The sequence below is a fragment of the Clostridium thailandense genome (assembly GCF_019207025.1).
In the GTDB taxonomy this organism is placed as follows: Bacteria; Bacillota; Clostridia; order Clostridiales; family Clostridiaceae; genus Clostridium_AM; species Clostridium_AM thailandense.
Window position 1 is genome coordinate 1 of record NZ_JAEEGC010000047.1, and the last position, 23,289, is coordinate 23,289.

General features: G+C 30.7%; 23 protein-coding genes. 6 read left to right on the forward strand and 17 right to left on the reverse strand.

Features of this window, described 5'->3' with window-relative positions; all coding sequences use genetic code 11:
- The 3 genes from I6U48_RS11210 to I6U48_RS11220 form a co-directional block, all read right to left on the reverse strand.
- Window positions 1-789: sigma 54-interacting transcriptional regulator (locus tag I6U48_RS11210; RefSeq protein WP_218320549.1), on the reverse strand; the 789-nt coding region annotated here is incomplete at its 3' end.
- A gap of 424 nt (window positions 790-1,213) precedes the next feature.
- The gene (locus I6U48_RS11215) at window positions 1,214-1,732 is read right to left on the reverse strand and encodes a CDP-alcohol phosphatidyltransferase family protein (RefSeq protein WP_218320550.1); all 519 of its coding nucleotides are present in this window, start codon (window positions 1,730-1,732) and stop codon (window positions 1,214-1,216) included.
- 14 nt (window positions 1,733-1,746) lie between these two features.
- Window positions 1,747-2,457 (reverse strand): TVP38/TMEM64 family protein, encoded by a 711-nt coding sequence (locus I6U48_RS11220; RefSeq protein ID WP_218320551.1) that lies wholly within the window; start codon window positions 2,455-2,457, stop codon window positions 1,747-1,749.
- 158 nt (window positions 2,458-2,615) lie between these two features.
- Here I6U48_RS11220 and I6U48_RS11225 point away from each other — a divergent pair, with 158 nt between their 5' ends.
- From I6U48_RS11225 to I6U48_RS11235, 3 genes are all read left to right on the forward strand, one after another.
- On the forward strand, window positions 2,616-3,308 hold the full coding sequence (locus tag I6U48_RS11225; RefSeq protein ID WP_218320552.1) for a response regulator transcription factor: 693 nt from the start codon (window positions 2,616-2,618) through the stop codon (window positions 3,306-3,308).
- Window positions 3,301-4,617 (forward strand): sensor histidine kinase, encoded by a 1,317-nt coding sequence (locus tag I6U48_RS11230; protein ID WP_218320553.1) that lies wholly within the window; start codon window positions 3,301-3,303, stop codon window positions 4,615-4,617. The genes I6U48_RS11225 and I6U48_RS11230 overlap by 8 nt, the downstream gene beginning before the upstream one ends.
- Window positions 4,618-4,681: 64 nt before the next feature.
- Window positions 4,682-5,212 (forward strand): GNAT family N-acetyltransferase, encoded by a 531-nt coding sequence (locus tag I6U48_RS11235; protein WP_218320554.1) that lies wholly within the window; start codon window positions 4,682-4,684, stop codon window positions 5,210-5,212.
- 80 nt (window positions 5,213-5,292) lie between these two features.
- Here I6U48_RS11235 and I6U48_RS11240 read toward each other — a convergent pair whose 3' ends face one another.
- From I6U48_RS11240 to I6U48_RS11250, 3 genes are all read right to left on the reverse strand, one after another.
- Window positions 5,293-6,297: an AI-2E family transporter gene (locus tag I6U48_RS11240; RefSeq protein WP_281421812.1), complete on the reverse strand. Its 1,005-nt coding sequence runs from the start codon at window positions 6,295-6,297 to the stop codon at window positions 5,293-5,295.
- A gap of 108 nt (window positions 6,298-6,405) precedes the next feature.
- On the reverse strand, window positions 6,406-8,232 hold the full coding sequence (locus I6U48_RS11245; RefSeq protein WP_218320555.1) for an ABC transporter ATP-binding protein: 1,827 nt from the start codon (window positions 8,230-8,232) through the stop codon (window positions 6,406-6,408).
- Window positions 8,226-9,956, reverse strand: a complete 1,731-nt coding sequence (locus I6U48_RS11250) for an ABC transporter ATP-binding protein (RefSeq protein WP_218320556.1) — start codon at window positions 9,954-9,956, stop codon at window positions 8,226-8,228. Before I6U48_RS11250 ends, I6U48_RS11245 begins: the two co-directional genes overlap by 7 nt.
- A 451-nt stretch (window positions 9,957-10,407) precedes the next feature.
- Here I6U48_RS11250 and I6U48_RS11255 point away from each other — a divergent pair, with 451 nt between their 5' ends.
- On the forward strand, window positions 10,408-11,250 hold the full coding sequence (locus tag I6U48_RS11255; protein WP_218320557.1) for a MerR family transcriptional regulator: 843 nt from the start codon (window positions 10,408-10,410) through the stop codon (window positions 11,248-11,250).
- 261 nt (window positions 11,251-11,511) lie between these two features.
- Here I6U48_RS11255 and I6U48_RS11260 read toward each other — a convergent pair whose 3' ends face one another.
- The 10 genes from I6U48_RS11260 to pduA form a co-directional block, all read right to left on the reverse strand.
- Complete coding sequence (locus tag I6U48_RS11260) at window positions 11,512-12,324, reverse strand: MIP/aquaporin family protein (RefSeq protein ID WP_218320558.1); 813 nt, start codon at window positions 12,322-12,324, stop codon at window positions 11,512-11,514.
- A gap of 49 nt (window positions 12,325-12,373) precedes the next feature.
- Entirely contained in the window at window positions 12,374-13,516 is a 1,143-nt protein-coding gene (locus tag I6U48_RS11265; protein WP_218320559.1) for a 1-propanol dehydrogenase PduQ, read from the reverse strand.
- A gap of 46 nt (window positions 13,517-13,562) precedes the next feature.
- Entirely contained in the window at window positions 13,563-13,844 is a 282-nt protein-coding gene (locus I6U48_RS11270) for a EutN/CcmL family microcompartment protein (RefSeq protein WP_218320560.1), read from the reverse strand.
- 44 nt (window positions 13,845-13,888) lie between these two features.
- On the reverse strand, window positions 13,889-15,346 hold the full coding sequence (locus tag I6U48_RS11275; RefSeq protein ID WP_218320561.1) for an acetaldehyde dehydrogenase (acetylating): 1,458 nt from the start codon (window positions 15,344-15,346) through the stop codon (window positions 13,889-13,891).
- 34 nt (window positions 15,347-15,380) lie between these two features.
- Entirely contained in the window at window positions 15,381-16,196 is an 816-nt protein-coding gene (locus I6U48_RS11280; RefSeq protein ID WP_218320562.1) for a flavoprotein, read from the reverse strand.
- Between the two features lie 14 nt (window positions 16,197-16,210).
- Window positions 16,211-17,056 carry an ethanolamine utilization protein EutJ gene (gene eutJ, locus I6U48_RS11285; RefSeq protein ID WP_218320563.1) on the reverse strand — a complete coding sequence of 282 codons (846 nt, stop codon included), beginning with the start codon at window positions 17,054-17,056 and terminating at the stop codon, window positions 16,211-16,213.
- A 5-nt stretch (window positions 17,057-17,061) separates the two neighbouring features.
- Window positions 17,062-17,712, reverse strand: coding sequence for a phosphate propanoyltransferase (locus I6U48_RS11290; RefSeq protein ID WP_218320564.1), 651 nt, complete (start codon window positions 17,710-17,712; stop codon window positions 17,062-17,064).
- Window positions 17,699-18,379, reverse strand: coding sequence for a BMC domain-containing protein (locus I6U48_RS11295; RefSeq protein ID WP_312890976.1), 681 nt, complete (start codon window positions 18,377-18,379; stop codon window positions 17,699-17,701). Before I6U48_RS11295 ends, I6U48_RS11290 begins: the two co-directional genes overlap by 14 nt.
- Before the next feature lie 191 nt (window positions 18,380-18,570).
- Window positions 18,571-19,443: a propanediol utilization microcompartment protein PduB gene (pduB, locus tag I6U48_RS11300; RefSeq protein WP_218320565.1), complete on the reverse strand. Its 873-nt coding sequence runs from the start codon at window positions 19,441-19,443 to the stop codon at window positions 18,571-18,573.
- Between the two features lie 22 nt (window positions 19,444-19,465).
- A complete protein-coding gene (gene pduA / locus I6U48_RS11305; RefSeq protein WP_218320566.1) occupies window positions 19,466-19,747 on the reverse strand; it encodes a propanediol utilization microcompartment protein PduA in 282 nt (93 codons plus the stop codon).
- A gap of 450 nt (window positions 19,748-20,197) precedes the next feature.
- Between pduA and I6U48_RS11310 the strand changes: the two genes are divergently transcribed.
- Together I6U48_RS11310 and I6U48_RS11315 are read left to right on the forward strand one after the other, a co-directional pair.
- On the forward strand, window positions 20,198-21,409 hold the full coding sequence (locus I6U48_RS11310) for a sensor histidine kinase (RefSeq protein WP_218320567.1): 1,212 nt from the start codon (window positions 20,198-20,200) through the stop codon (window positions 21,407-21,409).
- A gap of 24 nt (window positions 21,410-21,433) precedes the next feature.
- On the forward strand, window positions 21,434-22,180 hold the full coding sequence (locus tag I6U48_RS11315) for a response regulator transcription factor (protein ID WP_218320568.1): 747 nt from the start codon (window positions 21,434-21,436) through the stop codon (window positions 22,178-22,180).
- A gap of 109 nt (window positions 22,181-22,289) precedes the next feature.
- Here the strand turns inward: I6U48_RS11315 and I6U48_RS11320 are convergent, their stop codons facing one another.
- On the reverse strand, window positions 22,290-23,222 hold the full coding sequence (locus I6U48_RS11320; RefSeq protein WP_218320569.1) for a glycyl-radical enzyme activating protein: 933 nt from the start codon (window positions 23,220-23,222) through the stop codon (window positions 22,290-22,292).
- Between the last annotated feature and the right edge of the window lie 67 nt (window positions 23,223-23,289).

Here is a 23,289-nt window from a genome sequence, read left to right on the forward strand (position 1 = left end):
TTCCTCAGCTTGTTCAAATAATCCCTTAGTCTCCAAAGCCCCTGTAAACGATCCCTTTATTGTTCCAAATAATAAACTCTCCAATAAGTTACTAGGAATGGCTGAACAATTTATTGCTATAAACGGTTCCTTATGATTACTTGAAGCATTATGAATTCCTTGAGCAAACAATTCTTTACCTGTACCTGTTTCTCCATATATTAGAATATTAGATTTATGCTTAGAAACTTTACGTGCATTTTCAATACATTTTTTCATTATTTGACTGTCACCTATAATATCATTTAAGCTAAATCTTGTCCCATTAATTGGAATATTTGTTCTTTTACTAGTTCTTAATTGTTGCTGAAGTTCATATATGTTCATTAGCATGTCATCTATTTGTGTTACATCTTTAGTAATAGAAAAGCAGCCCATAATTTCATTATTATCAAAATACGGATACATACTATGCATAATATGAACTCTTTTGCCATTTGAAATTGTGTAATACATTCTTTCATTTTCTATAGTATTTTTATCTTGGAGTAATGATAATACTACATTTGTGCCCCAAATTTCTGTTTCTGTTTTTCCTGTTAGCATATCTCTGTTTTGACCTTCAATTTTTTCACTTACACCATTCATATAAATCAATGTGCCATCTCTGTCATAAACATATACTGCTTCATCAATTTGCTCTAATATGTTCTCAAACAAACTATTCTTTTTCTCGTATTCGCAAATCTTAAGCTTTAATTTTAATAATTCCCCTTCTAAATCAATCAACTTTTGATTTTCTATGCTCATAAATATATTCTCCTTCCTTTACCAAATCATGTATCAGTTTTTATTATTTAGAAACTATTGAATCTAATTAAAATTTAGAAATTTATTAACTCAGAAATATAAATTGTTTTTTCACTTATATAGCCTGATTTTCTCTTAATCAGGAATAAGTGGAATATAAATCTATTAGATCCATCTCCTCTACAAACTCACTTAGCAAATGCACAGAATTATCATTGGGAATCATGTACCCAATATTTAGTGGTTTTACTTGATAATTTCTATGTAAATTAATGTATTTAGGTATATATTAATTTTACTATAAATCTTTCACTCTTCCGAGTGAGAGATTTATTTTTTTAGACAAAAAACTGTCACACTAATTTTTTTAGTGCGACAGATAAAATAATAGTGGCTTTCACCACAATCAATAAAAACTAAGTTATTATATTTTTACCTTCAGCTTTGAACTCATGAGATAAGAAAGAAGTACAACTAAAACAATTGATAAAAACATAAAAATATTATTACTAGGTGCTGTCAATGAAAATAGTGCAATAGCAGCACCAGCCACTGTTATAGGTATCCCAGTAAGTTCTTCAGGCGCTTCACTTAAATTATACTTGGCCAATTTGTAACAGCCTTTCATAATGTATATCAATAAAAGACAAGTTCCTAATATTCCTACATATTCAAGATTGAGAAAATAGTACTTTATAAATATTAAAAGAGCAGGTGCAACTCCAAAAGAAACCAATTCTGCTAAGGAATCCAGTTCCTTGTCAAATATACTAGTTAGGTTTAAAAAATTAGCAATTTTAATATTATATCTGTCTATGAGAGCTGCCACAATTATTAAAACAGCAGCAAAAAAGTAATTTTCATTAAAAGTTTCCATTATTGAAAGAACTCCTAAGGATAAATTGGCAAGTGACAGTAAATTAGGTATAGAGGTTTTCAACATATATAATCACTCCTTTAATTAACTTTGCAGGACTCCCCAGAGTTCCCGCTAGATGAAAGTTTATTTATAAGTTTATCTTTGTAAAGCATCCCTAAAATAAAAGACACTAAAGCGATTAAGGATACTATTATTGTTGAAGTATAGTTTTTATAATGCAGATTGGAACCAATGCTTACCGATGCTAAAAGCCATGGAAATCTGCTAATTAGTAAGATCCCAAAAAACTTTAAAGGTCTTATAGGTGTCAAGCCTGCTACATATATTAAAAAATCTTTTGGAAGTCCAGGAACTAAGAAAACAATTAATAAAATGACAGAGAATTTTTTGCTATCCATAATATCTTTTATCCATTTAGAGTTTTCTTTATTTAGCAGCTTTTCTATAAAAGAACCACCTATCATTCTAGTAAAATAAAAGGCTATAATAGCTCCAAGCATCATACCTACTACTGAGTAGAGTAGACCTAGAGGCACTCCATAAATATACCCGCCAGCAACTTGAATTATTTCTCCAGGAATTGGAGCAATTACGGTTTGGAGCACTTGAAATCCAACAAATACAATAGAGCCAGAACCTGCTAAAGAAACTATATAACTTCTGAATTTATCAAGGGACATAGTCAACTCAAGAATATTAGGTAAATATTTTACTAGCAGTATAGCCATAGAAGCAACTAATAAAATCAGTAATGATTTACAAAGCAAATTTTTGGGGGATTTATTCATAAATTTTCACTTCCTTACATGTTCTATTATTTAACATTTTATTAGGAACATCTTAAGATTGGGCTATAATAAATCTTAAGAATTCTTAAGAGGTTTAAATAATATAGCTTTTAAAGCTATTGCAATATATACTAATAGTGAAACGGAGGTAAAATAATATGAATAATATTTTAATTGCAGATGACAATGAAGAAATAAGAGAGATAGTCCGTGTCTTGTTAGAAAGTGAGGGCTACAATATAATAGAAGCTGTAGATGGTGAAGATGCTGTAGTTAAAGTTGATGAAAATATAGACCTAATAATACTGGATATAATGATGCCAGTAAAATCTGGCTTTAAAGCCTGTATAGAAATTCGTGAAAAAACCAGTGCTCCTATTCTGCTTTTAACTGCTAAAACCCAAGATTCTGATAAATGTATGGGATTTTCATCAGGCTGTGATGATTATCTATCAAAACCATTTTCCTATACAGAGCTTGTTTCAAGAGTTAAAGCCTTACTTAGAAGGTATTATGTATACAAAGGAAAAGAAGAAAAGGTAAGTTCAAATAAAACTATTAATATAGAAGGTTTAGTGGTAAATACAACCTCAAAGGAAGTATCAATAGATAATAAAGAAGTTATACTTACTGAAACTGAATATGAAATATTGTTACTTATGGCACAGCATAGAAAAAAAGTGTTTTCAGCACAAAATTTATATGAAAGTGTTTGGAAGGAACCATACTTTTATTCTTGTAATAATACCATTATGGTGCATATAAGAAACTTAAGAAGAAAATTAGAAAAAGACCCACAAAATCCAAGGTATATAAAGACAGTATGGGGAAAGGGGTATAGGATTGAATAGGAAAATTTTATGTACAAAATTAGAAATTAAATTAATTTTAAGCATAATATTCTCATTTATAATAGCTTGCACAATCTTTATTTTATTAGAAACTATAGGGGAGAGTATATTAGATAATCACTTTAGTAAAAACTATTTTATAAATAACCAAAAAAACACAGCTATATCTAATTTTTTAAAATATGTATCAGATAATAAGTTAAAAATAGATGATAAGGATAAAATAACTGAGTGGGTTCGTAAAGAAAAATACGTAAATCTTTATATCTATAAGGATAATCATTTAGTCTACAACTCTGATATAAATGATGCAACTATCTATTATGGGAAAACTGTGGAAAATCCATTAATGCCTAGTGGTTCTCTTTATGAGGTGAAATTTGGTGACACAGCGGCAAAAATGTATATGGAGTGCTTTTTTCAATATAAATATTATTACATTGTGAGTATTTTTGATGGTACAATTGCTTTTTTATCCTTTATATTAATTATGTTGATTTTCATAAAAAGAAAAACTACCTACATAGGAAAGCTTGAGAATGAATTAAAGATATTAGAAGGGGGCAACTTAAATCATGAAATTACCATAAGCGGAAAAGATGAACTAACTTCTTTAGCTCAAGGTATTAATGAGATGAGAAAATCCTTTATTGAACGGTTAGATAGTGAAAATAAGGCCTATGTAGCTAACAGTGAGTTGGTTACTGCAATGTCCCATGATTTAAGAACACCGCTTACTGCACTGGTAGGCTATTTAGATATTATAGAATACAAAAAATATAATACAGATGAAAGTTTAAGACAATATATTCATAACAGCAGAGAAAAAGCATATCAAATAAAATATCTTTCAGACAAGCTATTTGAATATTTTACAGTGTTTAATACTAACGCTGATGATCTGGAATTGGAAACCTTTGATGGAAATGAACTTTTAGAACAATTAGTGGAAGAACAAATTTTTATTTTAGAAGATAATGGTTTTAATTTTAAAATAGTTCCATGTAATACAGCTTTTCATATAGAGGTAAATTTGATTTCAATACGGAGAGTTTTTGATAATATTTTTTCTAATATTATTAAGTATGGAGATAAAAGAAAGCCAATTAACATTAAATATTGTATACAAGATCAGTTACTAACTATTAATATTGAGAACAAGATAAATAATAATTTAAAAGCAGTAAGCAGTACAGGAATAGGGCTAAAAACCTGTAAAAAAATTATGGAAGGACATAATGGCAAAATTGTTGCTGAAAAACAAAATGATATATTTTCTGTGGAAATTAGCTTATCTATAAAGTCATAAAGTGGATAAGCAGAGTTAATTTTAGGCTTAATGACAATAGAAATTCAATTATGAGGTGATGAATATGAAACTTACATTAGTTCCACTTAAAGCAGAAAACATTACAATGTTTAAAAGAGATATGCAAAAGGCATTTCAATATGGATACGAAAAGGAATGCGGGCCATCCGATGAATTAATTTTACCAGAAGAGGACATAGATGAATCACTGAATGCCAAGAGTGCTGAAGCATATCAGGCAGTTATTAACGGTGAGGTTTTTGGTGGAGCAGTCATAACTGTTAATAATGAAACACATCATAATCATTTAGATTTTCTTTTTATTAAAGTTGGTTGCCAGGGAAGTGGCGTTGGACAGGAACTTTGGAAGGCTATAGAAAATTTACATCCTGAAACAAAGGTGTGGGAAACCTTCACGCCATATTTTGAAAAGAGAAATATTCATTTCTATGTGAATAAATGTGGTTTTCACATTGTTGAGTTTTATAACCCACTCCACCCAGAACCAGATATGCCAGAGACTGTAGGCGGAATGGCAGCTGAAGAAGGCGATTATTTCTTTAGATTTGAAAAAAATATGAACTGTAAATCTTAAACATAATGATTTATTTTATTAAACTGAATAATAAAAGAAGAGAGGCATAAAAGTACAAGCTTCTCTTCTTTTGTTTTAAACTACAATTTTAAATTTACTTTTTTAGTCCCATCAGATATTTTAACATCTAAAATATCTAGAGTAAAAATGAATAGAGGTATACCAAGCAATAAGCCCCATACTCCCATAAAATGTTTTCCTATAATTAGTATAATAAATATAAAAAATATAGGTAGTGATGTTTTGTCAGACATTAGTTTTGGATTCAGTATATAGCTTTCTAAGCAATGGATTAGTGCAATCATTATAATTACAGATACCACCTTAATTAATCCGCCAAGGTTAAATGCTATTAGACAAAGTGGTATTAAGGATATTACAGTTCCTGCAACAGGTATAAAACTTAATATAAATATCATAAAGCCTAAACCCATCAATTGAGGAAAGTTCATAATCCACAAAAATAGTACCGAAAGAAAGGTATTGGCTAAAGCTATTAAAAATTGAGCTTGTATTACTTTACCAAAGGAATTTAAAAAGTTTGTTCCAAAATACTCAAAATGATTATAAACACAAGATATTTTACTTGTTTTGAATTTACGTACAAATTTCACTATTTTTTCTTTCTCTAAAACAAAAAACATACTTAACATTAGAGCGATAAATACATTCAAGCTGCCCTGTACTAAATTTTTACCAACGTTTAATATTGTATTCATAAATTTATCATAAGACTTTGCTATATTAATTTGTTCTGTTAAAGAATTTACATATATTGCCCAGCTATCTGGCACAGTAATGGTGGAGAGTTCTTTAAATATTATTTGGACTTCCTTTATAATTTCAGGAACATATTTGGATATAAAAAAGCTTATTAGCCCAATTATAATAGTATATAAGAAAATTGTTACTATGTTTTTGTGTACAGGTATTTTACTGACTATAAACTTTTGTAAATTGTAAATTATATAAGAAAATAAAAAAGTAAAAAGAATTAAATTAAATAAATCTTGCATAAAATAGATAACTAGGCCTAAAAGTACAAATTCACCTATGTTTTTTACTATTTTTTTGTTAATTTCCAAAGAAACTCCTCCTCATTTAGCAGATAAGTTAATATATAATAAATCAAATCTATTTTAATAAAAATATCTTAAGATTAAACTATGATAAATCTTAAGATATCTTAAAAATTATTGCTTTACACTATTTTTAAATTGACTATTATATATATCGCTATATAAACCACTCTTAGCCAATAATTCATCATGACTTCCTTGTTCAACAATATTACCTTTATCCATAACCAATATTTTATCTGCATTTTTAATAGTAGATAATCTATGGGCTATGATAAAACTTGTTTTCCCCTTCATTAAATTGTCCATAGCATTTTGTATTTCCAATTCTGTACGGGTATCTACGCTTGAAGTTGCTTCATCAAGTATTAAAATGCAAGTATTAGCTAAAATAGCACGGGCAATACATAAAAGCTGTTTTTGTCCCTCGGAAATTGAAGAGTTTTCAGCATTTATAACTGTGTCATAACCATGAGGAAGGGTTCTTATAAAATAGTCAGCTCTGGCAAGCTTAGCAGCTTTTTGAACTTCGGAAGTAGTTGCAGCTTCTCTGCTGTAGGCAATATTATCTTTAACACTTCCGTCAAAAAGCCAGAAATCCTGTAACACCATTCCAAATAAAGAACGTAAATGACCTCTCTTTAGTTTAGTTATATCAATGCCATCAATTTTAATTTTTCCACTATTTAATTCATAAAAACGCATAAGCAAATTTATTAAGGTAGTTTTTCCAGCACCAGTTGGTCCAACTATAGCAACCTTTTCACCTGCTTTTACTTCTAAATCTATACCGGTGATTATAAGTTCTTTTCCATATCCAAATTTTACACCTTCAAAGTTTATATTACCTTTTGGAGCGGATATACTTTCGTAATTTGAAGCGTCTTTTGTTTCCTCCTCTTCATCCAAAATTTCAAATACACGCTCAAGGGAAGCAATAGCTGCCTGCAGTGAATTTAAAATATAAGCCGCTTCAGTTAGTGGCTCTGAGGCTTGGTCTACATATTGGAAAAAAGCTTGAATTAGTCCTATGGATAATCTGCCTTGAATAACAAAGACAGCACCAAGAGCTGCTACCAGAACATATCCTATTTGATTCATTAAACGAATTAAAGGATTTATAGCAAAGGTAATAAACTGAGCTTTTTTTTCATCAGAATATAATTTATTATTTGAAGCTTCAACAGTTTTTATAGCTTCGTCTTCCATATTAAAGGTCTTTATTATCATTTGACCAGTAAAATACTCTTCAATCTGTCCATTAAATTTTCCTAAGGTTTCTTGCCTGTTTGCAAAATATTTAATGCTCCTTTTTCCAATTATAGAGGTAGCTGCAACGCCTAATATAATAGTTGAAAAGGCTATTAAGGTTAATATCCAATTTATTGAAAACATCAAGAGGATAGAGCCTATAATTGTCAGCACTGCTGTAATAAACTGCATCATTCCTGACTGTAAAGTGTCTGATACTTTTTCCAAATCATTTGAAATTCTGCTTAATATTTCGCCTTTTTTATGAGTATCATAGTATTTTAAAGGAATTCTTGAGAGCTTTTCGCTTAGGTTCTTCCTTAGGTCTAACACCAAAGTTTGAGCTACAGTGGCCATCACATGCTGTTGTATAAAATTTGATAAGGAAGACATCATATATATGGCTGTAAGCATTATTGAAAGTTCTTTTATAACACCAAAATTTATGTTAAAAGTGCCAGTCTTTATACCTTCATATATAACATTAATGGCTTTGCTAAAAATCAAAGGGGCAGTCATTGTAAAACCTAAGCTGACTACAGCGAAAAGTAATACAATGATTATTTTTTCTTTTTGATTAAAAAGCAATTTTATTAATCTTTTTAAGGTATTTTTAGTATCCTTGGCTTTTTCCACAGACATTTCAGTATCAAAAGCCAATGAATCTGTTGATTTTTCTTCGTTTAGCATGCCAATTCCTCCTCACTTAATTGTGATTTAGCTATTTTTATATAAATAGAACAATTCTTAAGCAGTTCGTTGTGAGTTCCTATTCCTACTATTTTTCCTTCATCTAGCACTATAATCTGGTCTGCTTCCATTATTGTACTTATCCTTTGAGCAACAGTTATAACAATTGAATCTTTTACAATTGACTTTAAAGCTTCCCTTAACTTGGCATCTGTTTTATAGTCTAAGGCAGAAAAACTGTCATCAAATACATATATGTGGCTTTTCTTAACTAAAGTCCTTGCTATACATATTCGCTGTTTTTGCCCGCCTGAAAAATTACTGCCACCTTGTGCTACAAAGGAATCATAATTATCGTTTAATTCTGATATAAAGTCATCTGCTTGAGCTATTTTAGCTGCATTTTTAATTTCCTCTGCAGTAGCATCTTTTTTACCATGTCTTATATTATCAGATATGGTGCCGCTAAAGAGAAAGGCTTTTTGAGGAGAAAAACTTACAAGCTTTCTCAAATCTTTTTGAGAAAAATCCTTTATGTTATTGCCGTTAATCAAAATTTCTCCACCTTGTATTTCATGTAATCTTGGTATTAGTTTACCAATAGTACTTTTTCCTGAACCAGTAGCACCTATAATGGCAGTAGTTTTACCTCTTTGACACATAAAACTTATATTATTTAAAACAGGTTTTTCAGCATCTCTATAGGAAAAAGTAACATTTCTAAATTCTAAAGTTTTTTCACCCTCTGGAACAGAGATAGTATTTTCTTCATCTACTATTTCTGGCGTATATTCTAATACCTCTAATATACGATTTGAGCATACACTAGCACGGGGCACATTAAGCAGTACGATTATTGCCATTACTAAATAAACAAATATTATTATTGAATATTCAATTACAGCCATAATATCACCAAGGAGCATATTGTAATTATTTATTCTAATTGCGCCAAACCATAAAATAGACACAGCACAAAGATTCATTATAATCATTATTCCAGGCATAGCTACAGCTAATATTTTATTCATTTTGATATTAACATCAGCATAGCTTGTGAAGCTTTCATTTAATACGTTTTTTTCATGTTTATCTCGATTAAAAGCACGGATAACTCTTATTCCCGTTATATATTGGAGAACCTTAGAGTTTATCTTATCCAGTTTTGTCTGCATACTAAGGGACAGATTTATAACTTTTTTGCTTATAAGTATATTGAAGATTAGAAAAGCAACTCCTGTTACACATATTATAAGCGCCATATAGCTGTCTTTAGAAAAGGCAAGAACTATTCCTATTAAGGTTATAAATGGCACTGGAAGAATCATTTCAAAAAACATATTTACTGTATTTTCAATTTGATTTACATCACTTGTACACCTTGTAATCAAGGAAGAAGTAGAAAAAGCTTTAAAATCATGTATAGATAATTTTTGTCCATGAGAAAACAGTTTATTTCTAATATCCCTTGAAAGTGTACTGGACAAGTTTGTGGAAAAATACGTAGAAAGTATTGATAGTATTCCAGTGAACACAGCAACAGCTACCATTATTCCACCAGTTTTTAATACATAAGCTATATCACCTTTTATAACACCATTATTTATTATCTTTGCAGTTAATGTTGGAAGATATAAGGTGCCTATAGTTTTAAGTATTATAATTACAGATAGTGAAGTTAAAAGTGTTTTATTAACTTTAAAATGTTTAAATAACTTGAACATAAAATTCTCCTTTACTTATGGTTTTATTTACAGAACTTATGATAAACTGTATAGTAACTGGATAGTCAATGTTTTTCGTAATAGAATATTTTTTAGAAGAGAGAAAGTTAATAGACACAGAAGGAAGAGATTTAGAGGACAATTGACAGAGTACAGAGGACAGTGAAGGAAAGTTTTCTTACTTTTGTCAGAAAACTAATTTGTTTTTTTAGGCTTGTTTTGCCAATGCAAAACATCGCTTAATTAAGTAGTATTTCTGCCAAACAAAAGAGCAGATGTTTCTTTTAAATTAAAGATTTTTCGTAGAGTAGCGAAGAAAAATCCTCCTTAATTGTCCTCTGTCAATTGTCCTTTGTCCTCTAAAAATGATTAAGTTAATTGTTACCAATAAGCATTTTTAATAAGTTAATTCTCGTTCATGGTTATCTATAATTATAGGGGGGGGCAAGTTGTGAAGGATTTTATAAATTCAAAAAAATATTTATCCATAGGTGCTTTTTCAAAAGTGTCCAGTATAGCCAGAAAAAACTTAATATATTATGACGATATAGGAATATTAAAGCCTGAATTTGTGAAGGGAAATGGCTATAGGTATTATTCTTATGATCAATTGAATGAAGTAAATGTAATTATGACTTTAAAAGACTTAGGTATTCCATTAAAGGAAATAAAAAATTATATGGAAAATGTATCTCCAGAGAACTTTATTCATTTAATCAGTGACCAGAAACAGAAAATATTAGAAGAACTTAATAGACTAAATCAAATGAATTATATTATAGAACAACGAACTAAGAATATTCCTATAATATCTAATATTGATTGTGACAAGATACTTTTAGAAAATTGTGATGAAGAGCTATTATTTTTTGGTACAGAGATAAAATTTGATAATGACAGTTTTGATGAGGATTTTGTTGCTTTTCTGGATTATTCAAAGGATAAAAAATTGGTATATGGCTATCCTTTAGGAGTTTGTATTAATTATGAAGAAGCAGCTAAGGATAATATTAAAACTTATAGATATTTTTATAAGATTTCTCCTGATATAGATTATGTGGAAAAAATTACAAAACCGAAAGGTTTATATATTATAGCCTATGACAATAGCTATTTAGCTGAGGATACAGAAATTTTTGATAAAATAGATAAGTTTATAGAGGAAAAGCAGCTTAGGGTTTGTGGAAAGGTTTATGTAGAAAACATGTCAGATGAGATAATTACTAAAAATCCAGATAAATATTTTTCAAAAATTTCTATACAGGTGGAGAAATTTAATAAATACCAAATATAATTCCTATATTATTATGCTGATGTTTTCAATTCTGCGTAATAAAAAACCTGTTTATATGTTATTATAGACATAATACTCCATAATAACATATAAACAGGTATAGCTTACTACTGCAATTACCATCCATTAATTATAATGTGATTAACAACTTTCAGAAATATGATCTCAATAATTTTGATAAAGTTAATAAGTTTAATATACGTGACATTACTAAAAATTACAATTGGTTTTAATAACTAGCTGTTTACTTAATAATTATCATTATATCTCTTTGATATTTCCATTCTTAAGTTGTATTTTAGTAGGTAAATACAAGGAAATTAACTTTTCATAAATACCTCCACCTAAAATAGCTCCTACAATAGGTGCAAATATTGGTACAATAAGCCCATAATTATTAGGTCCAAAAGCACTTGTTCCCCATCCTGCTATAACACATAATAATCTTGGTCCAAAATCACGAGCTGGATTCATAGCGAAACCAGTTAAAGGACCAAAGGAAACCCCTAATAATGCTACTACTAACCCTATAGCTAAAGCTGGCATGCCAGCTTTAGGACAACTATTATTGTCTCCATCAGTTACCGCAAAAATGACCAATACTAAAATAGCTGTTATAAACACCTCTACCATAAAAGCATTGGTCATTGATAATCCTGCCTTAGGAAATGTACTAAATATTCCTGCCGAACTCCAACCACCTTGTGATGCTCTAATAATATTTTTACTACTTTCAAATTGTTTTATAGTACTGCCGTATAACCCATAAACTATTGCCGCTGCTGCAAAGGCTCCTAAAAACTGTGAAACAATATAAGGAATTATTTTTTTCTTGTCAAATTTCTTCCATACTGCTAAAGCTATTGTAACTGCCGGATTTATGTGAGCTCCAGAAGTAGCTCCAACAACAAATATAGCAATTGTTATAGCTAATCCCCAACATATAGATAATCCCCAGAAGGTAACATCCGCTCCTGCTGCAACTAGAGATGCTACTACTCCTATTCCAATAAACAACAAAATAAATGTACCCATGAATTCAGCCAAACACTCGCCAAACAAATTACTTTTCATATTATTCTCCCCTTATCATTAACAATTTTATTACTTTATGAAAACAATATTATTTACCATAAATCTCTTGAAATAACTGTATTAATTCATCTTTACTAGGCTTTATTGGATTTGTAGCCGTACACTTATCCTTTAAAGCATCAGCTGCCATACCTTCCAGCTTATTTGAAAAATCATTTTTATCTATCTTTACTTCTCTTAAATTCATAGGAATATTAGTGAGTTTTATTAATATTTTTATTGCAGCAATAATACTCTTTACTCCTTCATTTACCGAAGAACAAGGTAATCCTAAAATTCTAGACAAATTAGCATACTTTTTCCCTGCTTCCGTTTCTTCTCCTGCTTCTAAGCTAGCATTATATTTGATGACATAGGGCAAAATAATTGCATTTGCTCTGCCATGAGGTATATGAAAGTTTCCTCCCAAAGTATGCGCCATACTATGATTAATTCCTAGAGATGCATTTGTAAATGCCATACCAGCCATGCAGGATGCATTATGTAATTTTTCTCTTGCAGTTACATCATTTCCATCCTTATAAGCCCTTAGCAAATACTCAAATACTAATTTTACAGCTTTCTCAGCTAGAGCATCTGTATAATCAGAGCTATTTGCGGATACATAAGCTTCAATAGCATGAGTTAAAACATCCATTGCAGTATCTGCTGTTATTTGTTGAGGTACTGTCTTAACAAAATCTGCATCTATTATCGCTACATCTGGGATTATCTCATCATTGATCAAAGGAAATTTTGTAGTTCCCATGGTAATCACTGAGAAAGAAGTAACCTCAGAGCCTGTACCACTGGTTGTTGGAATTGCTATAAATATTGGTTTTCCGTAATTATCTTCATTAGTATTTAATATCTTAACAGTAAAGAATATAATACTTTTTGCAGCATCAATTGATGAACCGCCACCTAATGCAATTACTACATCAGGTTTAAAGCTTAGCATTTTATTTACCCCTACAGCCACAGTTTCAATTGGTGGGTCAGGTGTTATATCTGAAAAAATTTCATATTCTACCTTATTGGCTTTAAAAATATTAGTTATTTTATCCGCAGCACCTGACTTAAGCATAAACGGATCTGTTACTATACTTACTCTTTTATTCTTTATGTTTTTTAAATATTCTACGGCTCCTCTATCAAAATAAATTGTAGGTTTAATTCTAAATATATTCATCAAAATCCCTTCTTTTACTTTATAATATATGGTTTAACAGTTTCTACTACTTATATCTGTCATCTACTTCAACAGAATCAATAATACCCACAATAGCTGCATCAGTTGGAATTCTTTTATCTTCATATATAGCTCCTGTTGAACTTCCCTTCACTATAAGAACATCATCTCCAATACCAGCACCAGCCGTATCTACAGCAACTATAGAACTACTTCCAATAACATTTTTCTTATCATCAATTAATCTAACTAATAAAAGCTTTGCACCAATAAGCTTTTCACTTTTTTGAGTTGATACGACATTGCCAATTACTTTTGCTAAAAACATAACTTAATACACCTTCAATCAGAATTTTATTCTAATTAACCTATTTAAGAGTTCAATTTTAATAAAAGACTTCTAACAATATTTTCAAGAGTATCTTCTGATATATTATCTGATGCTTCTTCAGGAGCTTCACCCTTTAACTCCTCTAACTCTTTGACTCCATAGGCTAATCTTCTAATATTTAATAAGTTCATCGGACCCACATTATCTGAAGTTGCACTTCCACCTACTGCACCACATCCCAATGTTAATGCAGGTACAAGATTTGTTGTTCCACCAATTCCACCAAGTGCTCCAGGAGTATTTACAAGTAACCTTGATACTGGCTTTTTAAGCAAAAATTCTTTTATTACGTCCTCATTATTAGAGTGAATTATTAAGGTATGTCCTTTTCCCTCATTCATCAATAATTCTATACATCTGTCACAAGCTTTTTCCCAATTTTCTTCACAATAGAATGCTAATATTGGAGAAAGTTTTTCTCTTGAATAAGGATTATTCTTTCCTACTGTATTTTGTTCAGAAATTAATACTTTTATATTTTCTGGTATATTTAAACCTGCAAGTTCAGCTAGCTTCTGAGCACTCTTTCCCACTATTTGAGGATTCATTGTTCCATTACCTCTTAATATGAACTTACCTAGCTTTTCAGATTCCTCTTTATCTAAAAAGTATGCTCCCTGCTTCTTTAATTCCGCAATAACCTCTTCCCTGCTGCAAGCTTCTACAACAATTGATTGTTCTGACGCACAAATTACACCGTTATCAAAAGTTTTACTATCAATTATTCTTTTAACAGCAAGCTCAGGGTCTGCTGATTTTTCAATGAAAGCTGGTCCATTTCCAGGTCCAACTCCTATAGCTGGTGTTCCTGAACTATAGGCAGCCTTAACCATAGCTTCCCCGCCAGTAGCTAGTATTAACGCAACATCATCATGTTTCATTAATTCGTTTGTTCCTTGCATTGAAAGAATTGTCATGCACCCAATTATTCCTTCTGGCGCACCAGCTTCTACCGCTGCTTTACTTAATATCTTTACAGTTTCTATTATGCATTTTTTAGCAGTTGGATGAGGTGAAAATACTATAGCATTTCCTGCTTTTAATGCCACTAATGTCTTATAAATTGTAGTTGATGTAGGATTTGTTGAAGGAATAAGCCCTGCTACAACTCCTACTGGTACAGCCACTTCCACTATTCTGCTTTCTGTATTTTCATTAATAATCCCGACAGTTTTCATATCTTTTATATGGTTATACACAATATTACTTGCAAACTTATTCTTTAACACCTTATCTTCCCATTTTCCAAAACCAGTCTCTTCATTAGCTAACTTTGCAAGTCTTACAGCCTCTGCCTCAGCAGCGTCAGCCATTGCTTTAACAACTTTATCTACCTGTTCCTGAGAAAAGTTTTTAAATTTCTCTTGAGCTTTTTTAGCTCCTAAAATAAGATTTCTCACTTCTTGTATTGATTGTAAGTCTCTATCTAATATTTCCATTATTCTTTACCTCCATTTGTTAATCCGTACTAACTTAAGAGAATTCAACTTTAAGCTTATTATTGTAAATATAATCTTTAGCAAGAGGAGTAATTATTGTACCTTCATTTAGCCTAATTACACCATTTTCTAAAATATGGCTAATATCTTTTACTGTCAAAATTGAAGAATTAAAAATAATTTCTTCTTTTTTGCTTTTAATAAGCTTATTCTGTCTGATTGCATTCTCATTTCTACCACTTTCAGTGTATTTCCCAGAACTATTTATTTTTTTCTTGCTAAAAGGTTGAAGCGAAGAATTGTAAAATTTATTCCTAACAGTTTCTCTAAATTCGCTTGAGTCAATAATTTTAATTCCAAAGCTGTCTAGTATTCTTTCATAATTTAAGAGCATTGAATTGTAAGCTGAATTGCTTGAAAATCCTTCAGAAATGTTGATAGAATTATTTGGATCATAACTATCTCTCACTGCAATAATTTCTTTACTAATCATTATTGCTCGAGCTATACCTATAGTAATAAGATTATCTTCCATTCCCAGAGCTACCTTACTTAAGGTATTCCTTGTAAGTATGGGAATCAATACAAATTCTGCATCCCTTATAGCCTCATTCAACTTATCTTGAGAGTCTATAATCTTACCTTTTAATTTTTCTATTAATCTCTTATCTATAACTGATGCGGCTGCCTCTGACATAACTATTTTGTAATCTATTAATTCGAATTCTGTTAATGTGCTTATTAAACTTTCTGAGTTAACCTTTCCGCCGCTTATGAAAATTAGTATTTTCTTATTAATTAATGGTAATATTTCTCTAACTATACTTTTTACTATTTCTTCTATATTCATAACAGCACCCCGTTCTAAGTATCGCTCATAGCAATTCCTATTGGTGTTACAAGTAAAGGATTATACGGCTTTATTGCTTTTATGGAAGTATATTTTTGGAATACATTTTCTATCCCTTTAAGACAGCAAGTTCCTCCAACTAGATAAATGCAGTCTATATTAAATCCATTTATGCTTCTTAAAACTATATCTGCCATTTTCTCAATTACTGGTGTGACAAGTGGAAAAACCATGTTATAGTTACTAGGGTCTAACTTGTATTTTTCTGCATTTTCAAAAGGAATATTGAAATTTCCTGCAGTAACTAGGGTAAGATGAGTACCTCCAGTAGGTTCATCTGCTGAAAAAATCACTTTTCCATCCTGTAATACTGATATACCTGTAGTCCCTCCTCCAACATCTACAACAGCTCCATTTTTAGTATTAAGAACTCTTGCTGCTGCCTCAGGTTCATCAATAACATTCGTAACCTGAAATCCGGATGCTTCAACAACATTTTTAATAACTTTGACATTTCCTTTAATTATCCCTGGAGGTATAGCAGTTGCTGCGTGATTAAGTTCTAAATTAAGCTTCTTTTCCAATCTTTCTTTAAGTTCTCTAGCAATATTTACTGCCCCAATATAATCTACTACTATGCCATCCTTTACCACTCCAGCAGATTTTAAAGCACATGCTATAGGTTTATTCTCTTTATCCAAAACCGTCACAACAATGTTAGAGGTTCCTAAGTCTACTCCTACTTTTATATCATTTTTCGTCAACTTTTCAATGATTGCTTTACTATTTTTAAAAGCTAAGCTTTCATCTAAAATTTTGTCTTCCATTTCTTTTATAACTTTATTCGCATTTTCCAGCATAGTTATCACCTATTTTTACCCGTAATTCTGACTAAATCGTTATTTTTTATTTCTGCAGCGTTTGCCTCATCTGTATCTATATGCATTTCCAGGTCAGAAGCATCCGTTACTCTTATCAATACATTATTAAATACTACTTTTCTTTCTCCTAAAGTTTCCACATCTACTAGATCATTGTTTTTGACTCCAAATAGCTGTGATTGCTTTTCATCCATATGTATATGTCTTTTAGCACATATTACATTTTCATTAAATACCTTCATCCCTTTAGGTCCTATCACACACAAAGAAGCTGATCCAGATATGTTTCCTGAATTTCTTACTGGTGCTTTTATCCCAAGGCTAAAGGCATCGGTTTTAGATATTTCAATTTGACTGTATTTTCTTACAGGTCCAAGAATTCTTACACCAGTAAAACAGCCTTTAGGTCCCGCAATACACACAGTCTCTTCAGCTGCAAATTGTCCTGGTTGGCTTAATTCTTTTTTTATATTAAGTTTATATCCACTTCCGAATAAAACCTCTAAATCTTCCTGAGTTAAATGAATATGTCTATTAGATACTCCAACAGGTATACATAAACTTCTATCCTTGATTTTTGATTTTTTAACTATTTCTAGAACTATATCTTTTACAAGCGTATCATTTAACATCATAATTTATATCACCTTCAGCACTTTCCATTTTATCCTTGTAATGCATACACAAATTTTTGGGTTGTCCTCTTTTTCTTAAACACATTGGATCACGACACAAATTACAAGTAAACTTATTTCCATCTTCTGACTCCTGATTTTCTGTAACTGATTGTCCATCCGTATCATTGACATCATTATTCTTTTCAAGTTCAGCTTTAACTTTATCACTTTTATCAATGCTTATATTTATAACTGTACTTATTTTTTGTGCATCTGTAGTATCTTTATTATGATCCTCAACTTTCCTATTTTCCAACATAGAGGTATGATCATTTACTATCTCATTTTCAGAATTATTCTCACTATCACCTATTTTAACTTCGGATATTACTTGTCTAGTTGCTTCCAATTCCGTCATTGAACTAATTCCTTTGGCCGGTCTTGGAATAACTAAAGTGGCTATTAATTGATTCTGAACCACGTCTCTTGCCTTAGCAGCACTGATTGCAGAGTTAACAGCACCTACATCACCCTCTATTTTTACAGTTATTAGTGCCCCCGTTGTAAGTTCACAACCTATCAGTTTAATATTTGCTGACTTAAGACATGTATCGGCTGCTTCAATAGCTGCAACCTTCCCCCTAACTTCTATAAATCCAAGTGCCTGCATCTTTGTTGACACCACCTTTGTTTACTTCAACTTAACACTTTTTCGTATAGATAACTAATCTTAATAATTACAACTATTTTAGTGTCATATGTTTTTAAAACATCCTTTTACGCAATTCACATAAATTTAGTTAAAAAAGGATGTTTTATTTTTAAATTAAGTTTGTATTTTTAATTTTAATTATATTCACCATATATCATATATTTTTAAATATATGGCTTTGTTGTTGAAACAGGATTTTGTCCCATAGATTTTAATATTCCAATTCCTACTTCTCTAGCTGCTATTACTGATTGTCTAACAGCTCCTGAATCTCCAGTTATAGTTATAATAATTTCATTTGAATGTGCTGTTCCATCATTTGGACTTGCATAAGTAACTAATTCTACATTAGCAGTTTTCATAGCAGTATCTGCCATAACTAATCCTACTGCTGCTGGTGCTCCTACAATTATTCCAAAAGATTTTCCAAGTGGAGCTCCAAAGGCCTTTTCAAGTGCAAGACTTGCTCTAGCAGTGTAGTGAAGCTCTACATGTCCTGCATCACAACCATATACATCACCAAAAGTTCTTTCTACATCTTTTAATGTAACCTCGACAGCTCTTCTTGCATCTGATACATCTTCAGAAGCAAAAATTATAAGCGACCCATGTCCTGCTCCTCCTTTTGTATCTCTTGCAAGCTCTATTGCTACAATTTCAGTATTTGTTGCTTTTACAGCCTCATCCGCAGCCATAATATGAGGACCAGCACCTGTTCTTGCACTTACAATTCCTAATGAACGATATTTAGGATCTAGTTTCATCTTTTCATGAAGATATCCATCAATATTAGCTATAACTAGTCCAACTGTATCTCCAATAGCACATCCTACATATTCTGTTATTGTAGGTATATCATTTATCATATGAACTCCCCTCTTTTCCTCTTTCTCTATTACCTCTTCTTTTGAATCAGATTTAAAATTTTCTGCCATCTGCATTTCAGTTGCAATATTGTTTATCTCATTGTTTGAATTTCCTATGCTTATTTTCTTTCTGACCTCTTCCAAAACTTTATTGAGTATCTCTTGATCCATTTTTTCACCTCAAAACCTTGAATTATTTTGACAATGAAGGTAATATTTTTTCTACATCTGTATGTGGTCTTGGGATTACATGTACTGAAATAACCTCTCCTACCCTCTTAGCTGAAGCAACACCAGCATCAGTAGCCGCTTTAACGGCTCCAACATCTCCTCTTACCATAACAGTTACGAGTCCTGATCCTATTTTCTCATATCCTATTAAAGCAACGTTTGCTGCTTTAACCATTGAATCTGCAGCCTCCACAGCGGCCACTAATCCCTTAGTTTCTATCATTCCCAATGCTTCTTGTCCCATAACATCGCACCTCCATAAGTTTTTGATATTTTCTACAATCGATTTTGTAATCGATTTTGTAATTCAATTTTATAACTAAATTAAATAAAATTTTTTAATAAATTCGACTCTATTTTGTACAATGTATATTTATATGTGTTGTACTATTTTGACATCTTAGAAATTTGTTATATTTCTATGTCGATTAATTAATTTTCTTGTAAAGCAATACATTAATATATTATAATTTTAGTAAATATAAGAACTTTGCTTCTGTCCTGAAATTAAATTTTAAATTTACATTTTAAATATTGTATTGTTTTAGATATTCCAAACTCATAACTTAGTTAATTTCACTTTTTCCTGACTTTCAAATCATACAGCTCTTGAAGGATTCTTTAAATTTTTATATAGGAATTAAACCTGTATGATTTATCTATTTAAAAGATTTCTTTTTACGGAGGGTAACAAATGAATTCATTAAAAGATCTTAAGTTCAGCGATATTATTGATATAAACACTCTAAAAGATATTCAAGACAAATTAGCAAAGATAGTTGTATTTTCCGCAATTACAGTAGACATTCATGGTATTCCAGTATGCAATGAAAATAATTTTACTCCATTTTGTAAACTTATTCGTTCCTCTCCAAAAGGGTGTAAAAACTGTATTTCCTGTGATTCCCAGGCTGGATTTATGGCTATGCGAGATAAAAAAACTAGAGTATATAACTGCCATACAGGACTTATAGACTGCGCTGCCCCAATAATATTAAATGATGTATATGTGGGTTCTGTATTAGGGGGACAAGTTTTGCTAAAAGGACAACAGACAAAAGATTCTATAGATTTAAAGAGAATTTCCGAAGAATATGAAATTCCTCTGGAGAAACTAGAAGAAGCCGCTAAACATATAGAAATTGTTGAAAGTGATTATCTTCAAAATTGTGTAGAATTCTATACCTTTCTTGCAAACTATATTGCTGAAATGGGACTTCATACCCTTACACAAGAAAAATTACTAAAAGAAAGTGAAGAAAAAGTAAAGCTTGAACAGCATGCACAAAAGATGCAATTAAAAACTATACAAGCACAAATAAATCCTCACTTTTTATTTAACACTTTAAATACAATAGCAAGAATGGCTCTAGTTGAAGATGCTCCTCAAACAGAAGAACTAATATATAACCTCTCTGATTTATTAAGATATAACTTAAAAAACTCAGAAGAATTTCCTAAACTTGCAGATGAAATTGCTAATATAAAGAGATATCTCTCTATACAAACTCTAAGATACAGCGATAGAATAAGTTATGAAATTAACATAGAAAAATTTCTTGACGAATATAGAATCCCAACTATGATCCTTCAGCCACTTGTTGAAAATTCCCTCGTTCATGGCCTTGAAACGAAAAAAGAGGGTGGAAAAATAACTATAAAGGGCAGTACTATTTCAAAAAAAGATATACTGATTGAAATAAATGATAATGGAAAAGGAATTAATAGCAGTATCCTTAATTTATTGAATAATGTAGACGATTTATCTGACATTGGTTTAGGTATAGGACTTCAAAATACTGATAGTAGACTTAAACACTATTTTGGTAAAAATTATGGATTAAAAATAGAAAGTAAATCTAATGTTGGAACAAAAGTATATATACGCATCCCAAAGTTAAAATAATGAATTTTATAAGAAGGTGATTAAATGTATAAACTTATGATAGTGGAAGATGAACCTCTTGAACGAAAAGCCTTAAGAATAATACTTCAAAGAGAGTTCTTTAATATCGATATTAAAGAAGATTCTAAGAATGGTGAGGAAGCAGTACTAAATGCAAAAATTTACAAACCTGATATAATTCTTATGGATATAAAAATGCCAGAAAAAACTGGTTTGGATGCTCAAAAAGAAATAATAAATTTTCTTCCAAATACTAAAACAATTATAATGACGGCCTATGGAGAATTTGACTATGCACAAACTGCAATAAAATACGGAGTAATAGATTATTTGTTAAAGCCTGTAAAGCCATCTGATTTAAAAGCTTCAGTTTATAAAGCACTTAAATCTATAGAGAACATTGATTCCACAAAGATAGCTAATTTAAAATCCAAGGAAATTTCTGAAAATGTTATGAAAACTGCACTAAAATATATTCATAATAACTATGCACAAGATATAAAATTAAATAATGTTGCGGATTTCGTACACCTAAATCCTCAGTACTTAAGCAGATATTTCAAACAAAAAATGGGAGTAACTTTTACTCAATATGTTACAAATTTAAGACTTGAAAATGCTAAAAAGCTCTTGGTTAACACGGATAAGTCTATAACAAAAATTGCCCTAGAGGTAGGTTATACTGATGTTGCATATTTTAGCAGAGTATTTTTTAGAAATGAGAACAAATCACCTTATAAATTCAAAATGAGTTATTTCAATAAATTTTAGTTATCGATTATTAATTACTAGGGCTGTCACACTATAAAGAAATACACCAGAAAGTTAACTTTCGGCGATTCTGCTCTATAGTGCGACAGCCCTAATTTTATTTTTAAAGTTAGTCAATTCCACCAACTTTACATATCAATCCATACTTTTCTACTATAGCCTTAAGATTATTTATTTCGTCTTTAGTAGGCGGATGTAAATCTTTCATTTTATAATTATATCCTAAGTACTCATACTTATTTTCACCAAGACGATGATAAGGCAAGAGATGTACTTCTCTAACACTTCTAAGACTAGCAGCAAAATTAGCGGTAGCTTCTATATTCTTCTCATCACTATTAATATTGGGAATAACAGGTACTCTTATTATTAATTGAACTCCAAATTGTGCTATTAATTGTGCATTTTGTAATATTAAATCATTAGACTGGCCTATATATTCTAAATGCTTATTTTGATCCATGTGCTTAATGTCAAGCATAACCAGATCCAGCCAAGGAAGTATTCTTTCTAAAATTCTTGGATTCGTGAAAGCCGTGGTTTCAATAGCAGTATGCCAACCATTTTGTTTACATCCTTTTAATAATTCCTCAGCAAATTCAGGTTGGGCAGTTGCTTCTCCACCTGACAAAGTAATTCCACCACCAGAACGTCTATAATATACATTGTCCTTTTTTAACTCTATTAATAATTCCTCTACAGTTTTTATATTTCCTACCAAATTTAAAGCTCCAGCATAACAACTCTCAACACATTTGCCACAATTAATACATTTATTCTGATCTACTCTAGATGGGAGATTAAAATCTATTGCTCCTTTAGTACAAACTTCATAGCACTTTTTACAGCCTATGCAATTACGTGGAATAAACATTACTTGTGGGTCCATACACTGTGATTCTGGATTGCTGCACCAATGACAGGATAAAGGACAGCCCTTTAAAAAAACTATTGTACGAATTCCTGGTCCATCATGAACGGAAAATCTCTGTATATCAAAAACAACACCTTTTTTATTTAAGTCTAACTCATGCTTCAACATAACTTTTCCTCCTAAAAGGTTTTTCTATAAATAAAACTTTACAAATTTCAATATCTTTTATCACAAA

Coding starts and splice junctions, on each gene's coding strand:
- I6U48_RS11245 (WP_218320555.1), bottom strand. CDS start 8,232: ATGCTAAACGAAGAAAAATCAACAGATTCATTGGCTTTTGATACTGAA.
- pduA (WP_218320566.1), bottom strand. CDS start 19,747: ATGGGACAAGAAGCATTGGGAATGATAGAAACTAAGGGATTAGTGGCC.
- I6U48_RS11320 (WP_218320569.1), bottom strand. CDS start 23,222: ATGTTGAAGCATGAGTTAGACTTAAATAAAAAAGGTGTTGTTTTTGAT.
- I6U48_RS11265 (WP_218320559.1), bottom strand. CDS start 13,516: ATGAATATATTTAGAATTAAACCTACAATTTATTTTGATAGAGGAGCC.
- I6U48_RS11250 (WP_218320556.1), bottom strand. CDS start 9,956: ATGTTCAAGTTATTTAAACATTTTAAAGTTAATAAAACACTTTTAACT.
- I6U48_RS11290 (WP_218320564.1), bottom strand. CDS start 17,712: ATGATGTTAAATGATACGCTTGTAAAAGATATAGTTCTAGAAATAGTT.
- I6U48_RS11220 (WP_218320551.1), bottom strand. CDS start 2,457: ATGAATAAATCCCCCAAAAATTTGCTTTGTAAATCATTACTGATTTTA.
- I6U48_RS11310 (WP_218320567.1), top strand. CDS start 20,198: ATGAATTCATTAAAAGATCTTAAGTTCAGCGATATTATTGATATAAAC.
- I6U48_RS11260 (WP_218320558.1), bottom strand. CDS start 12,324: ATGAAAAGTAATTTGTTTGGCGAGTGTTTGGCTGAATTCATGGGTACA.
- I6U48_RS11235 (WP_218320554.1), top strand. CDS start 4,682: ATGAAACTTACATTAGTTCCACTTAAAGCAGAAAACATTACAATGTTT.
- I6U48_RS11270 (WP_218320560.1), bottom strand. CDS start 13,844: ATGTTTTTAGCAAAAGTAATTGGCAATGTCGTATCAACTCAAAAAAGT.
- pduB (WP_218320565.1), bottom strand. CDS start 19,443: ATGGATCAAGAGATACTCAATAAAGTTTTGGAAGAGGTCAGAAAGAAA.
- eutJ (WP_218320563.1), bottom strand. CDS start 17,056: ATGCTGGAAAATGCGAATAAAGTTATAAAAGAAATGGAAGACAAAATT.
- I6U48_RS11215 (WP_218320550.1), bottom strand. CDS start 1,732: ATGTTGAAAACCTCTATACCTAATTTACTGTCACTTGCCAATTTATCC.
- I6U48_RS11275 (WP_218320561.1), bottom strand. CDS start 15,346: ATGGAAATATTAGATAGAGACTTACAATCAATACAAGAAGTGAGAAAT.
- I6U48_RS11315 (WP_218320568.1), top strand. CDS start 21,434: ATGTATAAACTTATGATAGTGGAAGATGAACCTCTTGAACGAAAAGCC.
- I6U48_RS11225 (WP_218320552.1), top strand. CDS start 2,616: ATGAATAATATTTTAATTGCAGATGACAATGAAGAAATAAGAGAGATA.
- I6U48_RS11280 (WP_218320562.1), bottom strand. CDS start 16,196: ATGAATATAGAAGAAATAGTAAAAAGTATAGTTAGAGAAATATTACCA.